The following is a 13695-nucleotide window of genomic DNA, read 5'->3' as shown; positions in this document are numbered from 1 at the left end:
GATACCCAAGGTTCGAGAGCCGCTCGCGTTGGCCATACCGGCAACCGGGAGGCATATGGAGAACGAGAGGTTGCAACCTCCGCCGCTGACACTGCTCGACAAATATCGCGGGAAGGAATTCTCACCGCTCTACACGACCACGGTCACGGTCTCTGGCTGCACGTCCAGGCACGGCCGTGCATCGGGCGTCGCGAAATCCGACGACGACAGTCTCGTCATCGATCTGCGCGTGCCCGCCGAACTGGGCGGCCCGGGTGGCGGCACCAATCCCGAGCAGCTTTTGGCCGCCGGTTACGCCGCGTGCTTTCACGGCGCGCTGAGCCTGCTGGCGCAACGCGCGCGGGTCGATATCCGGGAAACGACCGTCACCGTCGAAGTCTCGTTCGGCCGCGATCCGGTAGATGGCGGATATGCGCTGGTTGCCAACGTCACCGTCCGCATGCCGGGTGTCGAGTTGCCCGTCGCGGAAGGTCTCGTACGCGACACGGAACGTCTCTGCCCTTATACGAAGATGGCACGACAAGGCATATGCGGCTTCATCGCCGTGTCGGCATGATGGGCGATTGGTTCGGAAGCGGCAACAGAGTGCGCACCTTGCCGGCACTACTAGCTCCCGGGACGCACGATTACGATGGTTGCCGGGCAGGTGCTGCGGCGAATCGCCATCCGACGCGCCCACGGCACCGCTTCAACCGATCAGGAGAACAGATCATGACGCAACGTATCAACTACTTTCAGCACTCGCCGGAACTGGTCAGGAAGCTCATCGAGCTGGACGGCTTGTTTCAGAAGACGACGATCGAGGCGCCGGTCCGCGAACTCGTCGAGATTCGGGCATCGCAGCTCAACGGCTGCGCATTCTGCGTCGACATGCACATCAAGATGGCAAAGATTCATGGCGAGCGTGAATTGCGCCTGCATCACGTCGCGATCTGGCTCGAATCGACGCTGTTTTCACCCCGCGAGCGCGCCGCGCTGGAATGGACCGAGGTACTGACCCGCCTCCCTGCGCATGGCGTGCCGGACGATCTCTACGCACGCGTACGGGAACACTATTCCGAGCAGGAATTGTCGGATCTCACCGTCCTCGTGGGCGCCATCAATAGCTGGAACCGGCTGAATGTCGCATTCCGCATCGTGCCGGGATCGTTCGACAAGATGTTCGGGCTCGACAAGGCCAACCTGGAGTGACGACATGAAACGCATCATGCTCGTACTCGCGCCGCTGGTATCGTCGCTGCTGATGGCCGTTCAGCCGGCCGTCGCCGCACCGCAAGCGAAAGTCACGCCGCTGACCACGGAGCCGTTGCCCGAGTATCCGGGCAAGGAAGTCCAGATGATCGTCGTGGACTATCCGCCCGGCAGCGTCGACCCCGTTCATCGTCACGACGCACACGCGTTCGTCTACGTGCTCGACGGCAGCATCGTGATGGGCCTGAACGGCGGCAAGGAGGTCACGCTCCACGCCGGCGACACGTTCCACGAAGGCCCGGAGGACGTCCACACGGTCGGGCGAAATGCCAGCAGCACGAAGCCGGCAAAATTCGTCGTGTTCCTGATCAAGAACAAAGGCGCGCCGGTCCTCACCCCCGTGAAGTAAGGTAATCGTCGTCGCGGCCCGGCAATGCCGGGCCGCTTCTCCGGTTTCAATCGCGACAGTGCGTCGAACCCATGTGATTCGTGTACGGCGACGACTCGATCCACTTCGGATCGGCAGCCAGCAGCGGATTGATTCGTGTTCGAGGCCACGCTGAGGCGATCGGGCGACTTGAACGGATACGCGACGGGCGATTGCCCGATCGGGCGCCGGCGCACCGCGGTGGCGTCGGAACCTGACCCAGTCGACACGGCGGATGCGACCACCGGCCCGATCTTGCTTACCGCCCCCTGATATATGCACTGTGTTCTCGGCGGCAATCGGCCGCCGTGAACTGCCCCCTCTTGATTGGAATCAATCGCCCTCTCGAGCTTCGCGATCAGCCAACTCGCATCAACCTTCGATGCACTTGTCTCGAACCCCGACTCGCTTTCCGCGATACCGATCGCGGAGATGAGCCGCGCGCTTCGCGCGACGCGTGACCAAGTGGCCGCGCGCGGATCTCGCGCCGGCCGCATGCCCTGTCTCCGCCGGTGCCGGTACCCTCCTTCGTACGTGCTCTGGCGTCAGCGGCTCGTCGCAAAGGCATCGATTCCGGTCAGCTTCGCGGACCACGCCCACAGACGCGCCGCCTCATCCGGATCGATCGCATGCGGCCGCACGCCGAATTCCTCGTTTCCCTGCGTGACGACCGCGACGTCGCAGTCCTCGCAATAGACACCGCCGATCGCCGCAAGGCGCGGCGACGTTGCCGCCCATACCTGGGTTGCGGCACCCTGGGCCGGCGTCTTGAAAGTCGGATCGACCGGCACACCGTGCTCGTCCACCCAGCCCTGCGCCATCATCTCTTCACGTGTCAGATGACGCTGCAGCGGCGTCGCGATCTTGCCCGGATGCAGCGAATAGGCGCGGACGCCGAACGGGGCGCCCAGCGCGTCGAGCTGCACCGCGAACAGCGCGTTGGCGGTCTTCGACTGCGCGTACGCGAGCCATTTGTCGTAGCCGTGTGCGAACTGGACGTCATCCCAACGAATCGGCGACAGCCGGTGCCCGAGCGACGACACCGCGACCACGCGGGCGCCGCCGCCATGCGCGAGCACGGGCCACAGCCCGTTGACGAGCGCGTAATGGCCAAGATGATTGACGGCCATCTGCGCTTCCCGGCCATCGCCGACGCGTGTCTCCGGGCACGCCATGATGCCCGCGCTGTTGATGACGATGTCCACGTTGCGCCGCCCATCGACGAACCGCGCCACGAACGTGGCCACGCTCGCGAGATCGGCGAGGTCGAGTGCCGCAATCTCCACACCGTCGATGCCGCGCGTTGCGTCGCGTGCGGCATCGACGTGCCGTGCGCCGACGACAACGGTCGCACCGGCTTGCGCCAGTGCGACCGTCGTTTCCAGGCCGAGACCAGAATGGCCGCCCGTGACGATGGCGGTCTTGCCACGAAGGTCGAGATCGGCCAGTACGTCGCTTGCCGTCGATGCTGCGCCGAATCCGGAATGAAGGGGGTGTTGCCTGCTCGTCATCGAAGGCTCCTGGAACGATGCGTGAAGCACGCGCCCGCCTGTCGGTCGCGTCACTGCACGAGGCCATTTTCCGGCGGCGCCCCCGGACTGTGAATGCAATAGAATCCGATTTTTCGTCGAGATCGTCCGGAGCTTGATCGTGGATCCCCTGTCGGAAGTGCTGTCGCTGCTGGAAACGCGCGACTCGTATTTCACCGGCCTGAGAGCAGGCGGCCAGTGGGCGGTTGCCATTCCCCCGCCCGAGGGAATCAAGTTCAATGCGGTTGTCGAGGGAAGTTGCTGGCTGACCGTCGACGGCGCCGGGGCGCCGATCCGGCTGCGCACGGGAGACTGCTTCCTGCTCGCATCGCCGCGGGCATTTTCGCTGGCGAGCGATCCATCGGTTACGCCGGTCCCTGCCGCCGACGTGTACCGGAACGTCGAACACGGCATCGCGCACTATGGCGAACCGGCGAACTGCTTTCTGATCGGTGGTCGCTTTTCGTACGAGGAAGGCATGCCGCTGCTGCTTGGCAGCCTGCCGCCCGTGGTGATCGTGAGCGGCGACTCCGAGCAGGCGGCGGTGTTGCGCTGGGCGCTGCAGCGGCTCGCACATGAATTCGGCAAACCATCGCCGGGGGCGTCGCTGATGGTTCGGCATCTCGGCCACATGATGCTGGTCGAGATCCTGCGCCGCTACGTGGACGACGGCGCGAACAGCGATGTCGGATGGCTTGCCGGGTTCGCGGACTCCCGGGTGAGCACGGCGCTTGTCGCCATTCATGCGGAGCCCGCACGACGCTGGACAGTCGACGAACTCGCGACCTGCTGCCACGTATCGCGTTCGACGTTCGCGCTGCACTTCAAGCGGCGGCTGGGATTCGGGCCGCTCGAGTACGTACTGCGCTGGCGCGTGCAACTCGCGATGCGGGAACTGCGGCGCTCGAACGCATCGATATCGGCAATCGCGCAAATGCTCGGCTACGACTCGGATAGCGCGTTCGGACATGCGTTCAAGCGCATCGTGGGTTGCTCTCCTCGTGCCTATCGACATGACATCACGGGCGGGACGGGCGGCTAGCGTCATCGCCCGGCACGCTACCGCCTCTGTTGGCGCCCCAGAACCCGTTTCAGTCACGCCATCGATGCTGCCATCCTCCGATGGGATTCATTCCGATCAACATCATCGGGATAAGTTTTCTTATCACAACACTACTATAGTCAGATCAAACTTGCGATCCGGACAACACGCGACCACGAGCGTCCCCGTCGTGACGGCCCTGTCGAAAGTTGGCATGAGCCTTTGCGCAGCCTCCCCGGTGGCAACATCCCTTCTGTCTACGCACGGCTGCGAGTGCATGCGCGCTACGTGCCAAATCCCGTTTCGTGAAACGCCAATCGAATGATCGCGGCAGCTTACCGCGCGCATCACGGAATGGCGTGCATCGGCTGGCGACTGACGCCGCCTTCGCACTGACGTCCAGACGCGGGCCCCTGTCGATTCGACGGCTGTCACAATTTCGGCAAGCAACGTCAGGTGCATGCCCCCTGCCCCATGTCGCGGAATCGGGAGAGGTGTCGTTTTCCGTATAAGGCATGAATGGTCGGCGTCGACTGGTTGTCGAGACAGTTGCCTCGGCGCAGTCGAAATAAGATGGACACCCGATCGACGATGCGCGTATGATGGTTTCATTCGAGCGCCCGTTTGCTGTTTGCCCGCTCGCCCTCCACTCGCCACCGTGTTGCGTCGCGTACCGCCTCGCTCGCAACGTTTGTCCCTTTCACACCGACCCGCCGCGCCATGCATCAGGCGATGCTGGCAGCATACGCTCGTCCTTGCGAGTCGCCGCAATCGATCGCCAGGAGTTCATGATGAGCATGCATATTTACCGTGGATTCGAGATCTATCCACTGATTTACCCACACGTGCCTGCGTTGGATGGCAACCCGCATAACTACGATGCCGGCTTCGACGCAGCGGTCAAGATTTGTCTTCGCGGCACCACCGATACGCTGACGCAGAGCCAGACTTTCAGGCTTCTCGACGACAGTCCGTTCGATACCGCCGGTGACGCACGTCGTGCGTCATTGCGCTACGCCGAAAGTGTCATTGACGAAAATCGCGAAAAGCAGGGCTTCTTTTCGAGCGCCGTCTGACGCGACTCACGATGGCAAAGTAACTTTCCAGCAATTTGGAGGACGAAATGATCGTCGACGAACTTCTTGACCTGATCAGAGGGTGCAAGGTCACTCGGAGCGACGCCGTCCTGCCCGCTGGAATGACCCATTCCGCGCTATGTCATCAACAGGAGCTGCAGATGTTCGCGGCTGTGCGCGCATTTTCAATCGGAGCCGGGTATTCGGAATTCGAATCTGACGAGATCGCAAGCACCGTCATGACACGACTCGGCTAGTTTTCCCGTCGACCGTTTTCAACCAGGAGTTACATGACAACCATCACACTGAAGATCAACGAACCAATCGATGTCGCGCTGCGACGATTCCGGCGCAGTATCGAGAAGACCGGGTTGATTCGGGAGTTGCGCAGTCGCACCAGCTACGAAAAGCCCACGACGGAGCGCAAGCGGAAAAAGGCCAGTGCCGTTGCCAGGCAGCGCTTGCGGACGAAACGCCTGATGCCGCCCCGCAAAATGTTCTAGGAACATCGTGCACGCCGTGCCGGCCGGGAGCCCGCTTGCGTCGCCATCCCGGCCCCCGGCATGAATTACCGTGGCCCGACGACGCAGGCGGCAAGCCGGCCGGCCGCCTCGCAGCCGCAAGAAGGATGATCAGTACGCCCGTCACGCCGTGCAGCCGTGCTGCTGCCCGAAATTGACTCCAGCATCGCCTTTCGAGCGAGCGCACGTGCGCTCGCCGTGCAGCAAGTCAAAATGAAAACCATAATCAGAAGGCGAAAAACATGAGCTGGTACTGTGACGCGGAACGCGAGTTGGCCCATATCAGACGATCAATCGGGCTGCTTGAGCAAGCGCAACACGCGTTCATCAACAGATCGACCGTCAACGATCCAGCGTACTGGAGAGTCAAGCTCAACAAGCTCCGCACGCAATCCGAGCGCAACAAGGTTCTCTCACTCCAGGTGGACGAACTCCTGGCCCGCCTCGAACGCATTCAGGATTCACGCTCCCGAAGATAGGAGCCGACTCCTTCTTCGCCCCCCTCTTTTTCCGGGTGCACGCGCATTGCAGGGAGCAATCCCAGGAGCACCATCATGATCGACGCCAACCCAGGCAACACGTTTCGACACCTTCCACTCTCGCCCGAGCAGGACGCGGAAATCCGGCACTATATAAAGAAAAAGGCGCAAAAGGGCGAAGCGTGGGACACCCCTGAGTTGGCGATGATGCTCGGAGACATGCTTTCCCCTCCGCCAAGCGACGACCAGACGCCGGAGGCTACCGTCGAAGAAGTGAAACTGGCCTGCGAATATGCATTGGCCTCGATCGACGAAGCCATGGAGTCCGTATCCGCACGTGAGGAACGACTCGCCGCGATGGAAGCCGAGGAAATGAAGCACCCCAGGCAGTAACGCATCCACGATGCCCGAAGCTCGAGCCGCAGTTGTGCCGCCGCCCCTTTGCCTTCAGCCGGATTGAACGACCCGGCCATCCCTCCGCCCGTTACGTCGCGTACGCAATCGCATCGTCACTCGCCTCGAAAAACGCGAATTTCCGCGAACGCCCCGGCTGCAACGGGGCACCCGTCGTTCAGCGGCCGATCGGCAACCCCGTCGGCTCGATCCAGCCCAGCTTGTAAGCGATCAGCAGCGACAGGAACAGCGTGACCGACAGCCCGACGCGTGCCGCGAGCGACCATGCCATCCGCTTGGACTTGCCGCGATCGTGATTCATGAAATACAGCGCGAAGATCAGGCTCGCGATGATCATCGCGAATGCCACGGAAACCAGCAGAGTTTTCATTGGTGATGCCCTTGAAGATCTGAATCGGCCTGAATCAGTTCGGCCAGTTTTTGCCGCTCGTCGGCGAGCGCGCCGACGCCCGACGCCGGCCAGTCCAGCGCGACGCCGTTGCCCAGCGAATCGCGCACGAGCGCCTGGTAGCGCCGGTCGTTGATCCGGCCGTGGTCCATCGTTTCCGAGATCTCGCGCCGGAACGGCAACGGGAAACTCGCGTACGCGCGCGACAGCGCCGCATATTGTCTCGCATCGATCTCTTTCGACGATGGTATGACTGTCCAGATCACCACGGCCACGATGGCCATGAACGGGATCGCAGTGTAGCGAAGGATGAACTTGATCGGGGTCATGAAACGGTGGGCAGAAGTGATCGCGAATGCGGGCGGCACGGCAATGCGGCAGCGAAGCCGCGGCCGGTCCGCGCAGCACGACATTGTACTGTCAGCCCCATACGGCTGACAGAGTATGATAATGACATTATCATGTGCATCACATGATTCAAGAGACCCGGCGCCCGTACGCACGCGGCGTTCCCGCCCTGCCGCCCGGCGCCGGTTTTCATGTCCGTGCCCGCGATCCGCGGCGATTGAGCGAAGCCACCATGCCAGCGCAGTACTTTCGAAACCTGACGGGAAAACACCGCAGCGCGAACGCAAACCGTCAGCTCGGGTTTTCGCTGGCGTTCGTCGCCGGCGCGGCCAATGCCGGCGGCTTCCTCGCGGTCAAGCAATACACGTCGCACATGAGCGGCATCGTATCGGCGATCGCCGACCAGACGGCGCTCGGCGACGTGCGGCTCGCGCTGGCCGGTATCAGCTCGCTGGGGTCGTTCCTGATCGGTGCCAGCTGCTCGGCGATCCTCGTCAACTGGGGCCGCCGTCGCGGCCTGCACAGCCAGTTCATGCTGCCGCTGCTGGTCGAGGCCGCGCTGCTGCTTCTGTTCGGGCTGCTCGGCAGCCATCTCGCGCTGTGGGAAACCTTCTTCGTACCGGTGACCGTGACGCTGCTGTGTTTCATCATGGGGCTTCAGAACGCGACGATCACGAAGCTGTCGGGCGCGGAGATCCGCACCACACACATGACCGGCATCGTGACCGACCTCGGCATCGAACTCGGGAAGCTGTTCTACTGGAACCGGTCGGCGATCGACGTCGACGCGCATGCGGTGGTCGCCAACCGCTCGAAGCTGCGGATTCATGCAACGATGCTTTCGTCGTTCTTCATCGGCGGCCTGGCCGGCGCAATCGGCTTCAAGCATGTCGGCTACGTATCGACCGTGCCGCTCGCCGCGGTGCTCGTCACGCTGGCGATCGTACCGGTGATCGACGACCTGCTCGCGTTGGTCCGCAGCAAGCGTTGAGCGCGCACCCGGCCGCGTTTCCCCGCGTTTCCGGTAGTGGCGCCGAAGGCTCATCGATTATAATTTGATTAACATACCGACCACCCTCGCCCCGCAATGGAAACAAAAACCGCCCGCCTGACCGTCCTGATCGATCCCGCGAAGAAGGAAGCATTCGAGATGCTCTGCGCAGAGCAGGACCTCACGCCTTCGCAAGTCGTGCGGCAACTGATCCGCGAGTATCTCGACCGTCACGGCGTGACGTACAAGACCAAGAGCGCGCTCGGCAAGCGCGTGAAGTAAGCGCGGCCGCGCACGCGGCGGCGCTTACGCGCCAATCTCCCACCGCCCCTTAGGCTGCGTACGCTGCACCAGCCGCTGCGGCTCGATGCACTCCCCGGCCTTCATGCGTCTCGCCGTGGCCGCCAGCTTGAGCTCGCCGGCCTGTGCGCACGCAAGTGCGCGCTCGAGCAGAACGCGGAGTGACGGCAGCCGCTGCCCGCCCTTCCACGCAAACGCGATGTAGTTGTTGTCGTCGCCGCACGGCACCAGCGTATACGACGCACCGAACACCGCTCGCAGTTGCTCGAGATGTTGCGGCAATGCCGGATCGTCGTCCATGAAGTTGATCGCCAGTACGCCGGTATCACTCAGGCGCGCCCGGCATGCAGCGAGGAATGCCGCACCCGTGCACCGGCCACGCATGCCGTCCGCGACGAACGCGTCGTGCAGGATCACGTCCGTCCGGACATCCGCCCTTTCCAGGTGATCCGCGGCGTCGGCGCACACCACCGTGAACCGGCCGTCGTCGGCAGGAATCCTGAATACGTCCCGCAGCGCGATCACGTCCGGGTTGATCTCGACCGCGTCGATCGCCGCACCGGGCAGGTGCCGGTAGCAGTACTTCGCCAGTGAACCGCCGCCGAGCCCGAGCATGCAGATGTGCGCAGGCTCCGGCTGCAGCAGCAGAAAGCCCATCATCACGCGTGTATAGCCGAGTTCGAGCCGGCCCGGATCCCGGAGCGACATGAAGCTCTGCGTGCCGATATGATCGAAATGGAGCGAAAGTGCGTGCTGCGTCTCCAGCACGAAAGGCCGGCCGTCGTTCAGCGGCGTCGCCAGGAACCTGACGAACGCATCGTAGGAAAATCGTTCCTCGGCCATGGTGGGCTGTCGATCAAGCAGTCGATTGGCGCGGGTGCACTTAGACCTTCTTCAGGTAGCAGGCCTTCAGCATGAAGCCGCCCATGTCGGTCTTGCAGTCGACCTCGTGATCGCCGCCGACGAGCCGGATGCTCTTGACCTTGGTACCCATCTTCAGCGTGATCGACGAGCCCTTCACGCGCAAGTCCTTGATCAGCACGACCGAATCGCCATCCGACAGCACGTTGCCGTTCGCGTCCTTGACAACGTCGCCGGCCGGCTCGTCACCGGTTTCGGCGCCGGCACCGGCCGACCATTCATGGCCGCAGTCCGCGCATACGGTCAGCGTGCCGTCCGGGTAAGTGTTTTCCATCGCGCATTGCGGGCAGGCGGGGGCGGCGTTCATTGCAGCTTCCATTCAGGAGGAGTTGGGTCGTCGATAAAAATGCCGGGCGCGCTGGCAGCGTCGCCCGGCCGGCCTGACGGCACGCGCCGACGGATCGGCGGACCGCGCATCGGCGCACACGGCATTATAATGCAATTCACATATCTTGACCGCTGTATTATAATCACCGCTTTCGTGCCGTTCGCCGGATTTGCAACCCGTTTCCACGAGAATGCCGGCACATCCAAGCAGGATGCACACACCCCGGCCTCGCCGACGGCTGCTCCGGGTTTCGCGGGAAAGCGTGTTTCACGCGCGCCAGGCGCACCGCCGGCCTGGCACCGCACACCGATTCTCCGTTCAGAGGCTTTCCGACATCGTGGCAACCGTCGTGTACGTTGAAATCGGCCCCGCCTGGAACCGCAACCGCGGCGGCGCCGCACGAAAAGCAGCCGTCGACGCGGCGCGCGGCTTCGAAAGCGACATCCTGCTGATCGCGAACGGGATCAGCAGCAACGCGAAGGACAGCGCCGCCATCGCAGCGCTGCAGGTGCACGGCGGCGCGTCCGCGCAAGTGCTGGCCACCGGCCCCGACGAGGAGGCGGCGCTACAGGCGCTGCTGCCCGTGCTGCAAGCGCGCTGATTTGCGCACCACCCGGCGTCACGGCATCCCGCCCACCCCGAATCCCCTTTTCACGAGGAAGCGATGAGCGACAACTTCACGTCCAACACCCCGAACCTGTCGGCCTCCGCCATCTGGGCGCTCGAGCGCCTCGCCGACGTCCGCTACGGGCGCGATGCGCCCGCGCTCGGCTGGTCGATCGCGCGGGAACTCGTCAGCGCGGGCTTCGTCAGCCATTCCGCGCACGGCCGCTCCGGCGCGTCGATCACGGCCGAAGGGCGGACCTTCCTGAAAAGCCGGAAGTAGACCGCCGGCGGCGGCGAATCGACTTGATCCTTTTGAGCATCACAATGGCGATTTTGCGCCTTATGAGGATCGCCCTGCGCTTCTAAAGTGGAGTCACCCCGAACGAACGGGCGTCAACCTTCCGATCAAGGAGCCAGTCATGAGCCGCATCGCCATCCCCGCCATCGAAACCGCCACCGGCGCAACCGCCGACGTGTACGCACAAGTCCGCAAGGTCGCCGGTGGCACTGTCCCCAACCTGTTCGCCGCCGTCGGCCATCTCGCGCCGAACGCGCTCGCGGCCGTGCTCAACGCCGAAGGCGTGCTCGCCGGCGGCACGCTGACCAGGCAGGATCTCGAAACGATCAAGCTGCTCGTCAGCGCCGATACCGGGTGTGACTACTGCGTCGCCGCGCACAACCTGCTCGGCAAGATGACCGGCCTGTCGGCCGACGCACTGCGCGCGATCCGTTCGCGCGAGCCGAACACCGGCGACGCGAAGCGCGACGCACTGATCCGTTTCGTGCTGAACCTGCAACAGACGAGCGGCACGATCACCGACGACGAATTCGCGGCGATCCGCGAAGCCGGCTACACGGACACGCAACTCGCGGAAATCTCGCTCGCGATCGCGCTGACGATCTTCACCAACACGTTCAACCGCATCAACGACACGGTTGTCGATTTCCCGCCTGTGAAGTAAGTCGCGCAGCTGCAAGAGCATCGGGACGGCATGCGGTGCCTCTGCCGTTTCGATCGCGCCCGTCGCCGGCTCCATTGCTGCGGCGGGCGTGCCGTCTGGATGACGGCCACGGCGCTGCCTGGGGGATCGAAAAAACCGAGGTGCCGCGCTGTCGTCGAGTGGTTCGTCGAGCCGGACAACCGTAGCGACGGGCCCGGCATCGAACCGTGCGTCGACATCTGGCCGATCCGTCTGCGAGTGCATCGAACCGCAGCAGGCGCCGCCTCCTTCGCATTTACTCCGCATCGCCGGCCACGCCGTCGTCCGATGCCGCCGCGTCGCGCGGACCACCGAACGACTGGCGCCGCCATTCACCTGGCGTCATCCCCGCCCAGCGCGTGAACACGCGGCGAAACGCAGCCACCGACTGATAACCGACGTCGGCCGACACGGCCTCCGCGCTGGCCGACGGCCGGCGCAGCGCATTCGCGGCGAGGCTCATCCGGATATCCGTCAGCAGATCGGCGGCCGAGTGCCCGAGTTTCGACTGGAAATGACGCATGAAGGTCGCGCGCGACATGCTGCACAGCGCGGCCAGTTCGGGCAGCGTCCACGGCCTTGCCGGATCGTCGAGCATCGCGACGATCGCGGGCGCGAGACGCGGTTGGCCGGCCAGCGCCAGCAGGCCGGTCGGCGCCTGCCCCGATTCGCTGATCGCGCGCAGCGCGAGTGCGAACAGCGCCGCCGACAGCGCGTCGAGGATCGCGAGACCGCCGAGTTGCCGCTCGAGCGATTCCGCGCGCATCAGCTCCACGAGGGCGGTCAGCCGCGCGGTGGCAGCCAGCGCGTCCGCCGTGCGGCTGTCCGCTACCGCGCGCACGACGAGATCGGCCGGCAGGTGGCGCCGGATCAGCCGGTCGTGCGGCGGCGCGACCACGAAACGTCCGCACAGCATGTCCAGCCGCTCGCCGGTACCCGCGTTCTCGCCGATGAAGACGTGACCGCCGGGCCGCTTGACCGCCGGCACCGGCGGCAACCCGCTGCCGTCGTGGAGCACATGCGGGGAACCGTGCGGCAACAGCACGAGATCGCCGCCGCCGAGTTCGCGCACGGAGCCGTCGTCGGGATTCTCGAGGATCGCGCGGCCGCGCAGCACCACGTGATACGGGATCTCGCACGCAGGCGATCGTTCATACGTGACCGCCCACGGCGCGCCGAACGCGCAGCGGATTTCGAGTTTCCCGGTAACCGTGACGAGCGCCATGAAGCGGCTCAGCCAGTCGGATTCGAGTGTCATGTCGAGGGGTGAACGCACATCGGAAGTGCGGCGTGCGCCGCATGAAAGTCCGATTATCGCGCGGCCAGCCGCTGCAATCGCGCACGTTTCCGGTTCGACGCCGGCCGCCGGACGCGACGCCCGCCGCGACAAGGGTTTTGCTATCATTCCCGCGCCCTGTCTTGCCGAAATGGACATGCCCGCTCGCCGCGTGGCGCACTCGCGCACCGCCGACCGCATGCCGCCGCTCACCGACCCACACCGCCGTCCGACCTGCCGGCGAGCGCGTGAACGGGCCCCGACCAGCGCGGCGTCGACGTGCCGACGGCCCGGCCGTCCCATGCTCCCCCTTCTTTCTCGGAAACCACGATGCCGCCTGTCTCTTCCCCGCCCGTTCTCGACACGCCGCGCCTCATCCTCGAAGGCCATCCGCTCGGCGACTTCGATGCGCTCGCCACGATGTGGGCCGAGCCCAAGGTCGTCGAGCACATCTTCAACGGCGAGCCGTCCGCGCCGCGCGACTCGTGGATGCGCATGCTCGCGTATCGCGGGCTGTGGCCGCTGCTGGGTTATGGCTACTGGGCGATTCGAGAGAAGGCGTCGGGCCGTTATGTCGGCGACCTCGGCTTCGCCGATTTCCACCGGCTCATCGAGCCGTCGATTCGCGGTGTGCCGGAAGCCGGCTGGGCTCTCGCGACGTGGGCGCACGGCAAGGGCTACGCGACCGAGGCGCTCGCGGCGGCGCTTGCATGGCTCGACGGGCAGCAACGGTTCGAGCGCAGCGTATGCGTGATCGCGCCGACCAACGCGGGGTCGATTCGCGTCGCGGAGAAGGCGGGTTATGGCGAGCCGCAGCGTATCCGCTTCAACGACGCCGATTCGTTGCTGTTTTCGCGCAAGCGCCGTTAGGCGAGCGT

At 64.4% G+C, this 13695-nt stretch carries 20 protein-coding genes; 14 read left to right on the top strand and 6 right to left on the bottom strand.

From position 1 onward, the window contains the following. The first annotated feature begins 55 nt into the window (after nt 1–55). From ABY44_RS30595 to ABY44_RS30585, 3 genes are all read left to right on the top strand, one after another. Nucleotides 56–556: an Ohr family peroxiredoxin gene (locus ABY44_RS30595; protein ID WP_060173562.1), complete on the top strand. Its 501-nt coding sequence runs from the start codon at nt 56–58 to the stop codon at nt 554–556. 155 nt (nt 557–711) lie between these two features. Then, entirely contained in the window at nt 712–1191 is a 480-nt protein-coding gene (locus ABY44_RS30590) for a carboxymuconolactone decarboxylase family protein (protein ID WP_060173563.1), read from the top strand. A gap of 4 nt (nt 1192–1195) precedes the next feature. Then, nucleotides 1196–1600 carry a cupin domain-containing protein gene (locus ABY44_RS30585; RefSeq protein WP_027792581.1) on the top strand — a complete coding sequence of 135 codons (405 nt, stop codon included), beginning with the start codon at nt 1196–1198 and terminating at the stop codon, nt 1598–1600. 563 nt (nt 1601–2163) lie between these two features. On the opposite strand, the gene ABY44_RS30580 is transcribed toward ABY44_RS30585, so the two are convergent. Beyond that, nucleotides 2164–3129, bottom strand: coding sequence for an SDR family NAD(P)-dependent oxidoreductase (locus ABY44_RS30580; protein ID WP_060173564.1), 966 nt, complete (start codon nt 3127–3129; stop codon nt 2164–2166). Nucleotides 3130–3268: 139 nt separating this feature from the next. Between ABY44_RS30580 and ABY44_RS30575 the strand changes: the two genes are divergently transcribed. From ABY44_RS30575 to ABY44_RS30555, 5 genes are all read left to right on the top strand, one after another. Then, the gene (locus ABY44_RS30575) at nt 3269–4189 is read left to right on the top strand and encodes an AraC family transcriptional regulator (RefSeq protein WP_060173612.1); all 921 of its coding nucleotides are present in this window, start codon (nt 3269–3271) and stop codon (nt 4187–4189) included. 791 nt (nt 4190–4980) lie between these two features. Beyond that, nucleotides 4981–5265, top strand: coding sequence for a hypothetical protein (locus ABY44_RS30570; protein WP_027792578.1), 285 nt, complete (start codon nt 4981–4983; stop codon nt 5263–5265). A 47-nt stretch (nt 5266–5312) separates the two neighbouring features. Next, entirely contained in the window at nt 5313–5522 is a 210-nt protein-coding gene (locus ABY44_RS30565; protein ID WP_042973949.1) for a hypothetical protein, read from the top strand. Between the two features lie 33 nt (nt 5523–5555). Next, complete coding sequence (gene rpsU, locus ABY44_RS30560) at nt 5556–5768, top strand: 30S ribosomal protein S21 (RefSeq protein ID WP_021158214.1); 213 nt, start codon at nt 5556–5558, stop codon at nt 5766–5768. Between the two features lie 572 nt (nt 5769–6340). Next, nucleotides 6341–6658, top strand: coding sequence for a hypothetical protein (locus ABY44_RS30555; RefSeq protein ID WP_027792575.1), 318 nt, complete (start codon nt 6341–6343; stop codon nt 6656–6658). 178 nt (nt 6659–6836) lie between these two features. Here ABY44_RS30555 and ABY44_RS30550 read toward each other — a convergent pair whose 3' ends face one another. Both ABY44_RS30550 and ABY44_RS30545 read right to left on the bottom strand, forming a co-directional pair. Further along, nucleotides 6837–7049 carry a twin transmembrane helix small protein gene (locus ABY44_RS30550; RefSeq protein WP_006489184.1) on the bottom strand — a complete coding sequence of 71 codons (213 nt, stop codon included), beginning with the start codon at nt 7047–7049 and terminating at the stop codon, nt 6837–6839. Continuing rightward, entirely contained in the window at nt 7046–7396 is a 351-nt protein-coding gene (locus tag ABY44_RS30545; RefSeq protein WP_060173613.1) for a hypothetical protein, read from the bottom strand. Before ABY44_RS30545 ends, ABY44_RS30550 begins: the two co-directional genes overlap by 4 nt. 251 nt (nt 7397–7647) lie before the next feature. Between ABY44_RS30545 and ABY44_RS30540 the strand changes: the two genes are divergently transcribed. Both ABY44_RS30540 and ABY44_RS30535 read left to right on the top strand, forming a co-directional pair. Continuing rightward, nucleotides 7648–8406 carry a YoaK family protein gene (locus tag ABY44_RS30540; RefSeq protein ID WP_027792573.1) on the top strand — a complete coding sequence of 253 codons (759 nt, stop codon included), beginning with the start codon at nt 7648–7650 and terminating at the stop codon, nt 8404–8406. A 96-nt stretch (nt 8407–8502) separates the two neighbouring features. After that, complete coding sequence (locus ABY44_RS30535) at nt 8503–8688, top strand: ribbon-helix-helix protein, CopG family (RefSeq protein ID WP_021158209.1); 186 nt, start codon at nt 8503–8505, stop codon at nt 8686–8688. A 24-nt stretch (nt 8689–8712) separates the two neighbouring features. Here ABY44_RS30535 and ABY44_RS30530 read toward each other — a convergent pair whose 3' ends face one another. Both ABY44_RS30530 and ABY44_RS30525 read right to left on the bottom strand, forming a co-directional pair. Then, nucleotides 8713–9549 carry a hypothetical protein gene (locus ABY44_RS30530; protein WP_060084546.1) on the bottom strand — a complete coding sequence of 279 codons (837 nt, stop codon included), beginning with the start codon at nt 9547–9549 and terminating at the stop codon, nt 8713–8715. 40 nt (nt 9550–9589) lie between these two features. Continuing rightward, on the bottom strand, nt 9590–9934 hold the full coding sequence (locus ABY44_RS30525; RefSeq protein WP_021158207.1) for a zinc ribbon domain-containing protein YjdM: 345 nt from the start codon (nt 9932–9934) through the stop codon (nt 9590–9592). A 283-nt stretch (nt 9935–10217) separates the two neighbouring features. Between ABY44_RS30525 and ABY44_RS30520 the strand changes: the two genes are divergently transcribed. The 3 genes from ABY44_RS30520 (at nt 10218) to ABY44_RS30510 (ending at nt 11523) form a co-directional block, all read left to right on the top strand. Beyond that, nucleotides 10218–10556 (top strand): HPr family phosphocarrier protein, encoded by a 339-nt coding sequence (locus ABY44_RS30520; RefSeq protein WP_226212634.1) that lies wholly within the window; start codon nt 10218–10220, stop codon nt 10554–10556. 63 nt (nt 10557–10619) lie between these two features. Beyond that, nucleotides 10620–10841, top strand: coding sequence for a hypothetical protein (locus ABY44_RS30515; protein ID WP_021158205.1), 222 nt, complete (start codon nt 10620–10622; stop codon nt 10839–10841). A gap of 139 nt (nt 10842–10980) precedes the next feature. Next, nucleotides 10981–11523 (top strand): carboxymuconolactone decarboxylase family protein, encoded by a 543-nt coding sequence (locus tag ABY44_RS30510; RefSeq protein ID WP_060173565.1) that lies wholly within the window; start codon nt 10981–10983, stop codon nt 11521–11523. A gap of 274 nt (nt 11524–11797) precedes the next feature. Here the strand turns inward: ABY44_RS30510 and ABY44_RS30505 are convergent, their stop codons facing one another. Then, complete coding sequence (locus tag ABY44_RS30505; protein ID WP_060173566.1) at nt 11798–12799, bottom strand: cupin domain-containing protein; 1002 nt, start codon at nt 12797–12799, stop codon at nt 11798–11800. A 348-nt stretch (nt 12800–13147) separates the two neighbouring features. On the opposite strand from ABY44_RS30505, the gene ABY44_RS30500 reads away from it, so the two are divergent. Continuing rightward, on the top strand, nt 13148–13687 hold the full coding sequence (locus ABY44_RS30500; protein ID WP_060173567.1) for a GNAT family N-acetyltransferase: 540 nt from the start codon (nt 13148–13150) through the stop codon (nt 13685–13687). The last annotated feature ends 8 nt before the right edge of the window (nt 13688–13695 follow it).

This window comes from Burkholderia sp. ZZQ-2 (assembly GCF_050768715.1).
Taxonomy (GTDB): domain Bacteria; phylum Pseudomonadota; class Gammaproteobacteria; order Burkholderiales; family Burkholderiaceae; genus Burkholderia; species Burkholderia cepacia.
This window is presented reverse-complemented; position numbering and strand designations above follow the sequence as displayed.